Genomic DNA, 13024 nt, shown 5'->3' with positions numbered 1-13024 from the left:
CCTCGACCTGCTCGCCGAGGGCAGCACGATCGAGGCTCTCTCGATCGAGTCGATCGCCGCCCGGGCCGGCGTGGGCAAGGCCACCATCTACCGCCGCTGGCCCGGCAAGGACGCGTTGCTGACCGACGCGCTGCGCCGGCTCAAGGGCCAACCGCCGGCGCCGCCCGGCCGGTCGGTCCGCGACGACCTGGTGGTGCTGGTCGGCGCGGTCGGGCACAACATCGACCCGCGGGCGGCGCGGATCATGCCCTGCCTGGTGCCGCGGGTGAACCGCAGCCCGGACGAGTACCAGCTCTACCAGAGCATCATCGAGCCGCGCCGGGCGCTGATGCGGGAGGTGCTGCGCCGGGGGATCCGCACCGGCGAGCTGCGCGCCGACATCGACGTCGAGGTCACCATGGCGATGCTGACCGGCCCGATGCTGATCCAGCGGGTGCTGCGCTGGCATCCCGACCTCGACGAGGCGTCCCTGCCGGAGAAGGTCGTCGACGGCGTCCTGGACGGCATCCGCGCCCGCTGACCCCGGCCACCACCCCGGTCCCGCCCGCCGGTACGGCCCACCCGGTTCCGGCACGCGGCACGGCCGGCGGGACCGTCAGCCGGACGGCGTACGCAGGCGGTGCAGGCGCAGGGCGAGCTGGACCTCCAGCGCCCGCTCCGGCTTCTGCCAGTCCGCGCCGAGCAGCTGCCCGACCCGCTCCAGCCGCTGGGTCACCGTGTTGACGTGCACGTGGAGCAGTTCGGCGGCCCGGGCCAGGCTGCCGCCCACCCCGAAGTACGCCTCCAGCGTCTTCACCAGCGCGGTGCCCCGGCGGGCGTCGTAGTCGACCACCGGCCCGACGGTGGCCGTCAGGAACCGGTCCACGTCCTTGTCGCCGCCGTCGCCGACCGCGCCCAGCAGCAGTCCGACGAAACCCAGCTCGGCGGTGCTCGCGCCCTGCCCCGACCGGCCCAGCGCGCCCAGCGCGGTGAGGCAGCGGTCGGCCTCGGCGAACGTGGTGGCCAGCGACGCCGGCCCCGTCGCCGGGCCGCTCGCCCCGGCGGTCACCGGCCGGCCGGTCACCCGGGACAGGTCCCGGGCCACCGCCCGGGCGTTGCCGCCCGCGTCCCGGCCCGGCAGCATCAGCACCACCCGCCCGTCGCGGGCCGCCGCCAGCCCACCCCGCGTCGAGGCGTACGTGGTGGCCCACGACAGCACCCGCTGCCGGGCCGAGCCTGTCGCGGCGATCGCGTCGTCGCCGACCGCCACCAGCACGTGCGGCGCGTCCAGGTCCACCCCGAGCCGGCGGGCCCGGCTGCGCAGCGCGTCGGTGTCCCGCAGCGGCCGGGCGATCAGGTCGTCGAGCAGCTCGCCCCGGACCCTCCCCTCCGCCTCGGCGACGGTGCGCCGGAACAGCAGCAGCAGCGCGGTCACCAGCGACGCCCGCTCCAGGATCCGCTGGTCGGCGTCGACCAGCTCGTCGTCGGGGCGCAGCACCAGCGCGCCCATGTTCTCCGCGCCGGCCACCACCGCGGCGTACCAGAGCGGCCCCCGGCGCACGCTGCGGCCCTCCGTACGCGACGCGGCCACCGCCTCCACCATGTCCGCCCGGTCCGGCTCGTCGATCTCGCCGACCCGGGCCAGCAGCCGGCCCTCCGCGTCCAGCGCCAGCAGCGCCCCGCCGAGCACGTCGGTGACCGCCGCGGCCACGTCCTCCACGCCGCCGCCGCGCAACACCAGCGCGGTCATCCGGTCGTGCGCCGCCGCGGCCCGCTCCACCGAGCTGCTGTGGGCCCGGATGGTGGTGTTCGCCGCCGACAGCTCCTCCAGCGCCGCCCTGGTCTCCGCGAGCAGCCGCGCGGTGTCGATCGCCACCGCCGCGTGCGCGGCGAGGGACACCAGCAGCGCCACCTCCTCCCGGGCGAACGGCCGGGCCGAGCGGTTGGCCGCGTAGAGCACGCCGATCGAGGTCGAGCCGAGCCGCAGCGGCACGCCCAGGATGGCCACCAGGCCCTCCTCGCCCACCCCGGCGTCGATCTCGCCGGTGTGGTGGAAGCGGTCGTCCTCCGGGTAGTTCGCCGTGACGTACGGGGCGCCGGACTGGGCCACCAGGCCGCCGAGGCCGGCGCCCATCGGCAGCCGCAGCCGCTGGAAGCGGGCGGAGACCGAGCCGTCGGTGACCCGCATGTAGGTGTCGCCGCGCTCGTCGTCGTTGAGCGTCATGTAGGCGACGTCCGCGCCGAGCAGGTTGCGCGCCCGGTGCACGATCGCGCGCAGCACGTCGTCGAGGTCGCGCAGCCCGGCCAGGTCGCTGACCGTGTCGTACAGGCCGGATAGCTCGACCTCCCGGCGACGGCGGCGCTCCAGCAGCGCGCGGACCCGCAGCGCCACGGTCTTGGCCTGCTCCAGCTCGGCGAGCCGGTCGGGCGGCAGCCCGGCGGCGCGCGCGGCGACGAGCGGCCCCTCGAACTCCACCGCGGCGGCCTCGCGGGCGAGCAGTTCCAGGAACTCCACCGGTGACGACATGACCGACATTGTGCGGCTTGCCACTAGTTCGCCGTCCAGCCCCCGTCGAGCGCGATGGACGCGCCCGTGATGAACGCCGCCGGCGGGGAGCAGAGGTACGCCACCAGCTCGGACACCTCCTCCGGCTCGATCAGCCGCTTGATCGCCGCCCGGGCCAGCATGATCTTCTCGACCACCTCCGCCTCCGGGATGCCGTGGCTGGCCGCCTGGTCGGCGATCTGGCTCTCCACCAGCGCGGTCCGCACGTACGCCGGGTTGATGCAGTTGGCGGTCACGCCGTGCGCGGCGCCCTCCAGCGCCACCACCTTCGACAGCCCCTCCAGGGCGTGCTTCGCCGAGACGTACGCCGACTTGTACGGCGAGGCGCGCAGCCCGTGCACCGAGGAGATGTTGACGATCCGGCCCCAGCCCCTGGCGTACATGTGCGGCAGCGCCCGGCGGATGATCAGGAACGGCGCCTCCACCATCACCCGGTGCAGGTAGGCGAAGCGCTCCGCGGAGAACTCCTGCACCGGCGCGACGTGCTGGAGGCCCGCGTTGTTCACCACGATGTCCACGTCCGCGTCGAGCCGGTCCACGGCCTCGGCGTCCGCCAGGTCCACGCCCTCGGCCCGGCCGCCGGCCTCCGCCGCCACCGCCTTGGCCGCCTCGATGTTGCGGTCCACCACCAGGACCTTGGCGCCGGCGGCCCCGAGCCGCAGGGCACAGGCGCGGCCGATGCCGCTGCCGCCCCCGGTCACCAGGGCGGTACGACCAGCGAGGTCGACGTGTACGACGTGGGGCACCGCCACGGGTTCTGCCGTCATGGCGCATGAAGTTACGAGCTGTGTGTCCGGGCGCACATGGGGCGGCGGCACATACTCGACGGCCGGAGTGTGTGGTCCACGCGGCAGGTCGGCGGCGTGTCGGCGCGCCCGGCGTGTCCCCGACACCGGGCCGTCGTCCGGCTCGGTAGGGTGTCGAACACACGTACTGCTGACGGTTGGGGGAGGAGGCGGCGTGCGGGTGCTCGGCGTCGACCCGGGGCTGACCCGGTGCGGGGTCGGCGTGGTCGAGGGCGTGCCGGGGCGGCCCTGCACGTTGGTCGCCTACTACGTCGTCTACACCGACCCCGGCGACGAGCTGCCGCTGCGCCTGCTGCACCTGGACCGCTCGCTCACCGACCTGGTCGCCGAGCACCGGCCGGACAGCGTCGCCGTCGAGCGGGTGTTCAGCCAGCACAACGTCCGCACGGTGATGGGCACCGCGCAGGCCAGCGGGATCGCCGTGCTCGCCGGCGCCCGCGCCGGGCTGCCCGTGCAGACCTACACGCCCAGCGAGGTGAAGGCGGCCGTGACCGGTTCCGGTCAGGCCGACAAGGCCCAGATGACGGCCATGGTCACCCGGCTGCTGCGGCTGCCCGAGCCGCCGAAGCCGGCGGACGCCGCCGACGCCCTCGCCCTGGCCATCTGTCACGTGTGGCGCGGTGGGACGCGCTCCAAGCTGGCCGCCGCGGCCGACCGGGTACGACGAGGAGGAGCCAGATGATCGCCAGCGTGCGCGGGGTGGTGACCGCGACCGGTCCGGACCACGCGGTCGTGGAGGTCGGCGGGGTGGGCCTGGCGGTGCAGTGCGCCCCCGGCACCCTCGCCGAGCTGCGGGTCGGCCAGCCCGCCCGGCTGGCCACCAGCCTGGTCGTCCGGGAGGATTCGCTCACCCTCTACGGCTTCGCCGACGACGACGCCAAGCAGCTCTTCGAGTTGCTGCAGACCGCCAGCGGCGTCGGTCCCCGGCTGGCCCAGGCCGTGCTCGCCGTGCACACCCCCGACGCGGTACGCAAGGCGATCGCCAACGCCGACACCGCCGCGCTGACCCGGGTGCCCGGCATCGGCAAGAAGGGCGCCGAGCGCCTGGTCCTGGAGCTGCGCGACCGGGTCGGACCGGTCCCGGTCGGCGCCGACGGAGCGGCCGGGGTGACCGGCGGGGCGTGGCCCGAGCAGGTGCGGCAGGCGCTGGTCGGGCTCGGCTGGACGGCCGGGCAGGCCGACCAGGCGGTCGCCGCGGTGGCGGAGACCGTCGACGGTGACGTGCCGCCCGTGCCGGTGCTGCTCAAGCAGGCCATCCGACTGCTGGGCCGCACCCGGTGACCGGTCCCGACGGCAACCTGGTCTCCGCCTACGTCAACGACGCGGAACGGGACGCGGAGGCCAGCGTCCGGCCGAAGCGGCTGGAGGAGTTCATCGCCCAGCACCGCGTACGCGACCAGCTCGACCTGCTGCTCCAGGGCGCGATGCGGCGCGGCTCCCCGCCCGACCACATCCTCCTCTCGGGCCCGCCTGGCCTCGGGAAGACGACGTTGGCCAACATCGTCGCCGCCGAGCTGGGCTCCGGCATCCGGGTGACCAGCGGCCCGGCGATCGAGCGTTCGGGCGACCTGGCGGCCATCCTGACCAGCCTCGCCGAGGGCGACGTGCTCTTCATCGACGAGATCCACCGGATCGCCAAGCCGGCCGAGGAGCTGCTCTACAGCGCGATGGAGGACTTCCGGGTCGACGTGGTGGTCGGCAAGGGCCCGGGCGCGACCGCCATCCCGCTCGACGTCGAGCCGTTCACCCTGGTCGGCGCGACCACCCGCTCGGGCCTGCTGACCGGGCCGATGCGGGACCGCTTCGGCTTCGTCGCGCACCTCGACTTCTACTCCCCGGCCGACCTGGAGGTGCTGCTGCGCCGTTCGGCCCGGATCCTCGGCGTGCCGATCACCGACGACGGCGCCGCCGAGATCGCCGGCCGCTCCCGGGGCACCCCCCGGATCGCCAACCGCCTGCTGCGCCGGGTCCGCGACTTCGCCGAGGTCCGCGCCGACGGCGTGGTCACCGTGGAGACCGCCCGGGCCGCCCTGACGGTGTACGACGTCGACGCGCTCGGCCTGGACCGGCTGGACCGGGCGGTGCTGACCGCGCTGGTCGACTCGTTCCGGGGCGGCCCCGTCGGCCTGTCCACCCTCGCCGTGGCGGTGGGGGAGCAGCCGGACACGGTCGAGGAGGTGTGCGAGCCGTTCCTGGTGCGCGCCGGCCTGCTGGCCCGTACGCCGCGTGGCCGGGTCGCCACCGAGGCCGCCTGGCGGCACCTGGGGCGTACGCCACCGAATGGTACATTTGGCGCGGATGCCCCTCGCGTGCCCGATCTGTTCTCGGTGGACGCCGATCAGCCGTGATGCGAACGTGATCTGTGCCGCATTCGGCGTTCCCAGGTGCAGGGATTAGACTCGCGCCGGTCTGTACAGGACGTGAGAATCCGCCTCCGCTCCGGCGCGCCCGTGCCGGGTCGGCGGCCAATGGGAAGGTCTTTCACCGTGCTTTACGCAGCAGAGGGCGGCGGGGGTGCCGGCAGCCTGACGCCGATCCTCATGATCGCTCTGCTCTTCGGCGTCATGTACTTCATGATGATCCGCCCCCAGCAGAAGCGCCGCCGCGAGGCGGAGGCCATGCAGTCCGCGCTCGCCGCCGGCGACGAGGTGGTCACGATCGGCGGGCTCTACGGCACGGTCACCGGGGTGGACGACGACACCGTCCTGCTGGAGGTCGCGCCCGGTGTGCAGACCCGGTACGCCCGCCCGGCGATCGCCAGGGTGGTCAGCCAGGCCGAGCGCCCCGCCGAGCCGGCCGCCGAGGACGCGGACGCCGTCAAGGAGTGAGGCGTCGTTCCCGCCCCGGGCGATGGTCGCCGGCTCGCGGTGACCGCCGTGCCGGAAGGGGCAGCGGAGACGACGTGAAAACTGGATAGTTGGGCCCGACGGCGGGAGCCGGCACGTCCACGCTCCGCTCGGCGCCCCCGCGCCGCGACGTCGGGGCCCGCGTGCCGGCCCCCGACGCCGGCCCGTCAGGACCGCCGGCCGCACCGGCCGACACCCGCCGCACCAGCGGCGCGACCGTACAGGGAGACAGGACAGCCGTGGCACCACCTCAGGGACAGATGCGCCCCGGACGGCAACTGGCCGTGCTCGGGCTCATCTTCGTCGTCCTCTATCTTTTGGTGTTCTTCGCGGGCGGCGCCAGCGGCAGCCTGAAGGACCGGCTGGAGCCCAAGCTCGGCCTGGACCTCGTCGGCGGCACCCGGCTGACGCTGGAGGCGACCAACACCGTCGACGGCCGGGCCCCGACGGCGGAGAACCTCGAGGAGGCCCGCCAGATCATCGAGAGCCGCGTCAACGCCTTCGGCGTCGCCGAGGCCGAGGTGGTCACCGAGGGCAACCGCAACATCGTGATCTCCCTGCCCGGTGAGAACCGCGACATCACCGAGGTCGGCAGCGCCGCCGAGCTGCGCTTCCGCAAGCTGCTCAAGGCCGCCGACGGCAGCGGCGCGGCCGCCGCCCCGGCGCCGCCCGCCACCCCGGCGCCGTCCGGCAGCGCGACCCCGGCCCCGTCGGGCAGCGCGAAGCCCTCGGGCAGCGCCTCCCCGTCCGGCACCGCCGGGCCGAAGGTGACCCCGTCGGCGAGCGGCGGCCAGGGCGGCATGGCGCCGGCGCCGAGCGCCAGCCCGTCGGCGTCGGCTCCGGCCTCGCCGAGCGCCGCGGCGCCCTCGCCCAGTGCGAGCAGCGAGCCGGTGCCGCAGAGCGTCGAGGAGCAGCGCAAGGCCGTCGAGCAGAAGGTCGGCGCCGCCGCCTGGGCCGCCGCGAGCGGCCTCAAGGCACCGGCCGACCTGGCCACCGATCCGTCGCTGGCGGAGAAGCTCAAGCCGTTCGCCGCCCTCGACCCGCGCGAGGTCGCGGTGCTGCCGGCGCAGATGCAGTTCAACGTGCCGCAGATCAGCTGCGCCCAGCTCGACAAGCGGCCGCCGGCGTCGATCTCCGCCCCCGACCAGCAGGTGGTCGCCTGCGAGGACGGCGCCGCGAAGTACCTGCTCGACCAGGCGAAGGTGCTCGGCACCGACGTGGACGACGCCAACGCGGTGCTCGACCAGACCAGCCAGTGGGTGGTCAGCCTGGACTTCTCCGGCGCCGGCCAGGACAAGTGGACCAACCTGACCCGCGAGGCCTTCAACAACGAGGGCCAGGCCTGCGACGCCACCGCGCTCGGCCAGGACGGCAAGTGCCGCGTCGCCGTCGTGCTGGACAACGAGATCGTCTCCTCGCCCGAGATCCAGGGCGTGCTGACCGGCAACTCGCAGATCACCGGCAACTTCACCCAGAAGGACGCCAGCACCCTCGCCGGCCAGCTCCGCTACGGCGCGCTGCCGGTGACCTTCGAGGAGCAGGAGCAGCAGAACGTCACCGCCACCCTGGGCGCCAGCCACCTGCGGGCCGGCCTCCTCGCGGCGGGCATCGGCATGGCGCTGGTCATCATCTACTCGTTCTTCTACTACCGCCTGCTCGGCTCGGTGATCTTCCTGAGCCTGATCCTCTCGGCGCTGCTGGTCTTCGGCGCGCTGGTGGTGCTCGGCCGGCAGATCGGCTTCACCCTCACCCTCGCCGGCATCGCCGGAATGATCGTCTCGCTCGGTGTGGCGGCGGACTCGTTCGTCATCTACTTCGAGCGGCTCAAGGACGAGATCCGGGAGGGGCGCAGCCCCCGCAGCGCCGTACCGCGTGCCTGGATCCGGGCCCGCCGGACCATCATCTCCGCCAACGCGATCACGCTGATGTCGGCGGTGGTGCTCTACGTCGTCTCGGTCGGCGCGGTGAAGGGCTTCGCCTTCGCCCTCGGCCTGGCGACCGTGCTGGACCTGGTCGTGGTCTTCCTCTTCCGGCACCCGATCATGACGATGTTCGCCCGCACCCGGGCGTTCCTGTCCCCGCGGGTCAGTGGTCTCGGGCGGGCGCTTCCGGCCCGGACGACCGACGAGGCCAAGCCCCGCAACCCGCGCGTGAAGGAGGCCTGAGATGGCAAAGAGTGGTCTCGCTAGCCGCCTCTACCGCGGCGAGGCCGGCCTCGACATCATCGGCCGGCGCAAGCTCTGGTTCGCCGTCGCCGGCACGCTGATCCTGCTGGCGCTGCTCAGCTTCGGGCTGCGCGGATTCCACCTCGGCATCGAGTTCGCCGGCGGCAACTCGTTCCAGATCCCGGCCAGCGTCGGCACCATGGAGCAGACCGAGGCGAAGGTCAAGACGGCCCTCGCCACGGCCGGCGACGGCGCCAACGTGGTCACCACGCAGAAGGTCGGCGGCACCGGCGGCGACTTCTACGAGGTGCGCACCACGCAGCTCGACACCGAGCAGGCCAACGCCGTCAAGGTCGAGATCGCCGAGGAGTTCGGCATCGACCCCACCGCCATCAGCGGCAACCAGGTCAGCGAGGCGTGGGGCAGCCAGGTCACGTCCCGGGCGATGCTCGGTCTGGTCATCTTCATCGCGCTGGTGATGGTGTACCTGATCCTGCGGTTCGAGTGGCGGATGGCGGTCGCCGCCGTCTCCTCGCTGATCATGAACCTGATCCTCACCGCCGGCGTCTACTCGCTGGTCGGCTTCGAGGTCACCCCGTCGACGGTCATCGGCTTCCTCACGATCCTGGGCTTCGCGCTCTACGACGTGGTGGTGGTCTTCGACAAGGTGCAGGAGAACACCCGCGGCATCACCGCGAACAACAACCAGACGTACGGCGAGGCCGCCAACCTGGCGATCAACCAGAGCCTCATGCGGTCGCTGAACACCTCGGTGGTGGCGCTGCTGCCGGTCGGTGGTCTGCTCTTCATCGGTGCCGGCCTGCTCGGCGCGGGCACCCTGAAGGACCTCGGCCTGGTGCTCTTCGTCGGTATGGCGGTGGCGTTCCTGACCTCGATCCTGCTGGCCACGCCGCTGCTGGTGCTGCTCAAGAACTACGAGCCGCGGATCCAGGCGCACAACAAGCGGGTGCTGGCCCGCCGGGGCGCCCTGGCGCGCGGCGAGGTCACCCCGAAGGGTGCGTCCGGCTCCGTGGAGGCCGCGGACGAGCCGGTCGACCCGGAGTCGGCGGCGCTGGCCGGCGCCGCGCCGAAGGTGGGCGCGCGGCCGGCCGGGAAGCGGTCGACGGGCGCGCGCGGCAGCCGGCCGCCCGGCGGCGGCAACCGGCCGGGTGGCGGCAAGCGGCGCTGACCTGGGCCGGCGACACCCGGTAGGAATCGAACCGACGGCGTCCTTCATGCTGTGCGAGCAGCAGGGAGGACGCCGTCGTCGTGGAAGGGGAGCGGACTGCCGTGACGGAGACCCACAGCACCGGGGTACGGGGAGACAGCGGCCTGGAAGCCGCGAAGCTGGTGGCCAGCCGGGTGCTCGACGTGCCCGATTTCCCCAAGCCCGGTGTCATGTTCAAGGACCTGATGCCGCTGTTCGCCGACGGTGAGGCGTTCCGCCAGGTGGTCGACACGATCGTCGCGTACCACGGGCGGGACTCGTTCGACGCCGTCGTCGGGATGGAGGCGCGCGGGTTCGTGGTCGCGGCGGCCGTCGCGTACGCGACCGGGGTCGGTGTGGTACCGGTGCGCAAGGCCGGGAAGCTGCCGCGCCCGGCGTACTCGGCCTCCTACGACCTGGAGTACGGCCAGGCCACCCTGGAGGTGCACCAGGACGCGTTCACGGCCGGGCACCGGGTGCTGGTGGTCGACGACGTGCTGGCCACCGGCGGCACCGCCGAGGCGACGCTGGACCTGGTGGAGCGGGCCGGGGGCACCGTGGCCGGCTTCACCGTGCTGCTGGAACTCGGCTTCCTCGGCGGGCGGGAGCGGTTGTCGCCGCGCCCGGTGCATGCCCTGCTGACCGTTTGAGCGCCCCGACCGTCGGGCGGACCCGGTGCGGTCCGTCCGGCGGAGCGGCGGGGCACCGTGCGTGCGGGTAGCATTGCCCTTTGCTGACCGGGCGGGGTCCGTCCGGGCGGCGCGAGACCAGGCCGACCGGCGCACGGTCGGTGTATTCCCGGCGAGCGGTGAGGAGGCCGGTGTCCCACGATGTCGCCCCTCCGGTGGAGGGCACGGTGCACCCGACAGGCGACGCGGACGGCTCGGTGACCGCACGGAACGGTGACGCGCCGACCCGGGGCGCGAGCTCCGGCAACGGCTCCGGCACGACCGGTCCGGCCGACACCGCGCGGTCCGGCGCGACGGCCGGCCCGGCCGGTGGCGCGGGCGCGGCGACCGAGGGGGTCGTGCTCCCGTTCCCCGCCGACGGCGATCCCCTGCCGAGCGCAGGCTTCGCGCTCTCCACCGCGCCCACCGGCCGCCGCGTCCGCGCCAGGCTGGCGCGGTTCAACGCGCCGTGGCAGTCCTCGCAGGTCAGCGAGGTGCTCGAGCCGCTGATCTCGACCCATCGGGACGCCCACCCCAAGGCCGACGCGCGGCTGCTCCAGCGCGCCTTCGACACCGCGGCCCGCTGGCACTCGGGGCAGTACCGCAAGTCCGGCGACCCCTACATCACCCACCCGCTCGCGGTGGCCACCATCCTGGCCAACCTCGGGATGGACACCACCACCCTGGTCGCCGCGCTGCTGCACGACACCATCGAGGACACGGAATACACGCTCGACCAGATGCGCGCCGACTTCGGCGGCGAGGTCGCGTTGCTCGTCGACGGGGTCACCAAGCTCGACAAGGTCAAGCTGGGCGACGCGGCCAAGGCCGAGACGATCCGCAAGATGGTCGTCGCGATGGCCAAGGACCCGCGGGTGCTGGTGATCAAGCTGGCCGACCGGCTGCACAACATGCGTACCCTCACCTTCCTGCCCCGCCCGAAGCAGGAGCAGAAGGCGAAGGAGACGCTGGAGATCCTGGCCCCGCTGGCTCACCGGCTGGGTATGAACACCATCAAGTGGGAGCTGGAGGACCTCGCCTTCGGGACGCTCTTCCCGAAGCGCTACGAGGAGATCAACCGGCTGATCGGGGAGCACCAGCCGCAGCGCGAGGCGCTGCTGCGCCAGGTGACCCAGAAGGTGCAGACCGACCTGAAGGCCGCCAAGATCAAGGCGGAGACCACCGGGCGGCCGAAGCACCTCTACTCGATCTACCAGAAGATGATCGTGCGGGGTCGCGACTTCAACGACATCTACGACCTGGTCGGGGTGCGGATCCTGGTCGACACGGTGCGGGACTGCTACGCGGCGCTGGGCGTGATCCACGCCAACTGGCAGCCGGTGCCGGGCCGGTTCAAGGACTACATCGCGATGCCCAAGTTCAACATGTACCAGTCGTTGCACACGACGGTCATCGGGCCCACCGGCAAGCCGGTGGAGATGCAGATCCGCACGTACGCGATGCACCGCACCGCCGAGTTCGGCATCGCCGCGCACTGGAAGTACAAGGAGCACAAGGGCACCCAGATCGTCGGCCCGCCGGCGCACATCGACGAGATGACCTGGCTGCGCCAGCTGCTGGACTGGCAGCGGGAGGCGGCGGACCCGAGCGAGTTCCTCGACGCGCTGCGCTTCGACCTGTCCAGCCAGGAGGTGTACGTCTTCACCCCGAAGGGTGACGTCATCCCGCTGCCGACCGGGTCGACGCCGGTGGACTTCGCGTACGCGGTGCACACCGAGGTCGGGCACAAGTGCATCGGGGCGCGGGTCAACGGCAAGCTGGTGCCGTTGGAGTCGACGCTGTCCAACGGCGACGTGATCGAGATCTTCACCTCGAAGTCCGACACGGCCGGGCCGACGCAGGACTGGCTGGGCTTCGTCAAGAGCCCTCGGGCGCGGACGAAGATCCGGCAGTACTTCAACAAGGAGCGGCGCGAGGAGGCGATCGAGGCCGGCAAGGACGCGATCGTCAAGGCGATGCGCAAGCAGGGCATGCCCCTGCAGCGGATGCTCACCTCCGACGCGCTGATGGCGATCGCCCGGGACCTGCACCTGGCCGACGTCGCCTCGCTCTACGCCGCGGTCGGCGACAGCCAGGTCTCCGCCCAGTCGGTGGTGCAGAAGCTGATGGCCGCGTACGGCGGCGAGGAGGGCGCGGCGGAGGACATCGCCGAGACCGCCGTCGCCACCCGGCTGCCGCGCAGCCGGCAGAGCAGCGCGGATCCGGGCGTCGTGGTCCGCGGGGTCAGCGACGTGTGGATCAAGCTGGCCCGCTGCTGCACCCCCGTCCCGCCGGACTCGGTCTTCGGCTTCGTGACCCGCTCCGGCGGGGTGAGCGTGCACCGCGACGACTGCGCCAACGCCGAGGACCTGCGGGCGCAGAACGAGCGGGTGGTCGAGGTGAGCTGGAAGCTCACGTCCGCGTCGACTTTCCTGGTCGCCATCCAGGTCGAGGCGCTGGACCGGCACAAGCTGCTCGCCGACGTCACCCGGGTGCTCTCCGACGAGCGGGTCAACATCCTGTCCGCGACGGTCACCACGACGCGCGACCGGGTGGCGGTGAGCCGGTTCAGCTTCGAGATGGCCGACCCGAAGCACCTGGGCCACCTGCTGGCCGCGGTCCGCAAGGTCGACGGCGTCTTCGACGCCTACCGCGTCACCTCCGGCGCCTGACCCACCCCACTACCCAACCCCACCCACCCGGCCCCGCTGCACACCCACGCCCCTCGCTGTGGCGATCTTGCACTTTCGTAGGTCACCCCTCTGCCGGGGCGCACAGTGCGATCAC

Annotated in this window: 11 protein-coding genes; 9 read left to right on the top strand and 2 right to left on the bottom strand. The window is 73.0% G+C overall.

The features are described 5' to 3' along the window. A partial coding sequence (locus AB0L34_RS29365) for a TetR/AcrR family transcriptional regulator (RefSeq protein ID WP_363708357.1) occupies positions 1 to 520 on the top strand: 520 nt, incomplete at its 5' end. Positions 521 to 595: 75 nt separating this feature from the next. Here the strand turns inward: AB0L34_RS29365 and AB0L34_RS29360 are convergent. Continuing rightward, a complete protein-coding gene (locus tag AB0L34_RS29360) occupies positions 596 to 2515 on the bottom strand; it encodes a helix-turn-helix domain-containing protein (protein WP_363708355.1) in 1920 nt (639 codons plus the stop codon). 14 nt (positions 2516 to 2529) lie between these two features. Further along, positions 2530 to 3312: a 3-hydroxybutyrate dehydrogenase gene (locus tag AB0L34_RS29355; protein ID WP_357463989.1), complete on the bottom strand. Its 783-nt coding sequence runs from the start codon at positions 3310 to 3312 to the stop codon at positions 2530 to 2532. A 193-nt stretch (positions 3313 to 3505) separates the two neighbouring features. Between AB0L34_RS29355 and ruvC the strand changes: the two genes are divergently transcribed. The 8 genes from ruvC (at position 3506) to AB0L34_RS29315 (ending at position 12909) form a co-directional block, all read left to right on the top strand. Then, positions 3506 to 4033: a crossover junction endodeoxyribonuclease RuvC gene (gene ruvC, locus AB0L34_RS29350; protein WP_350686934.1), complete on the top strand. Its 528-nt coding sequence runs from the start codon at positions 3506 to 3508 to the stop codon at positions 4031 to 4033. Then, entirely contained in the window at positions 4030 to 4632 is a 603-nt protein-coding gene (gene ruvA, locus AB0L34_RS29345; protein WP_350709043.1) for a Holliday junction branch migration protein RuvA, read from the top strand. The genes ruvC and ruvA overlap by 4 nt, the downstream gene beginning before the upstream one ends. Next, positions 4629 to 5699, top strand: coding sequence for a Holliday junction branch migration DNA helicase RuvB (gene ruvB, locus AB0L34_RS29340; RefSeq protein WP_363708352.1), 1071 nt, complete (start codon positions 4629 to 4631; stop codon positions 5697 to 5699). Before ruvA ends, ruvB begins: the two co-directional genes overlap by 4 nt. Before the next feature lie 138 nt (positions 5700 to 5837). Further along, positions 5838 to 6179: a preprotein translocase subunit YajC gene (gene yajC, locus AB0L34_RS29335; RefSeq protein WP_357463981.1), complete on the top strand. Its 342-nt coding sequence runs from the start codon at positions 5838 to 5840 to the stop codon at positions 6177 to 6179. A 257-nt stretch (positions 6180 to 6436) separates the two neighbouring features. Then, on the top strand, positions 6437 to 8362 hold the full coding sequence (gene secD / locus AB0L34_RS29330; protein ID WP_363708350.1) for a protein translocase subunit SecD: 1926 nt from the start codon (positions 6437 to 6439) through the stop codon (positions 8360 to 8362). Between the two features lies 1 nt (position 8363). Further along, entirely contained in the window at positions 8364 to 9551 is a 1188-nt protein-coding gene (secF, locus tag AB0L34_RS29325; protein WP_363708348.1) for a protein translocase subunit SecF, read from the top strand. A gap of 101 nt (positions 9552 to 9652) precedes the next feature. After that, the gene (locus tag AB0L34_RS29320; protein ID WP_357463972.1) at positions 9653 to 10219 is read left to right on the top strand and encodes an adenine phosphoribosyltransferase; all 567 of its coding nucleotides are present in this window, start codon (positions 9653 to 9655) and stop codon (positions 10217 to 10219) included. Positions 10220 to 10413: 194 nt separating this feature from the next. Next, positions 10414 to 12909 (top strand): bifunctional (p)ppGpp synthetase/guanosine-3',5'-bis(diphosphate) 3'-pyrophosphohydrolase, encoded by a 2496-nt coding sequence (locus tag AB0L34_RS29315; RefSeq protein WP_363708359.1) that lies wholly within the window; start codon positions 10414 to 10416, stop codon positions 12907 to 12909. The last annotated feature ends 115 nt before the right edge of the window (positions 12910 to 13024 follow it).

This window comes from Micromonospora sp. NPDC052213 (assembly GCF_040679695.1).
Lineage (GTDB): Bacteria > Actinomycetota > Actinomycetes > Mycobacteriales > Micromonosporaceae > Micromonospora.
Note: the sequence above shows the minus strand (reverse complement) of the source record. Positions and strands in the feature narration are given on the sequence as shown.

Bases quoted from the DNA above. Each gene is read 5' to 3' on its own strand.
- AB0L34_RS29360 (WP_363708355.1), bottom strand. From the start codon at position 2,515: ATGTCGGTCATGTCGTCACCGGTGGAGTTCCTGGAACTGCTCGCCCGC.
- AB0L34_RS29355 (WP_357463989.1), bottom strand. From the start codon at position 3,312: ATGACGGCAGAACCCGTGGCGGTGCCCCACGTCGTACACGTCGACCTC.
- ruvA (WP_350709043.1), top strand. From the start codon at position 4,030: ATGATCGCCAGCGTGCGCGGGGTGGTGACCGCGACCGGTCCGGACCAC.
- secF (WP_363708348.1), top strand. From the start codon at position 8,364: ATGGCAAAGAGTGGTCTCGCTAGCCGCCTCTACCGCGGCGAGGCCGGC.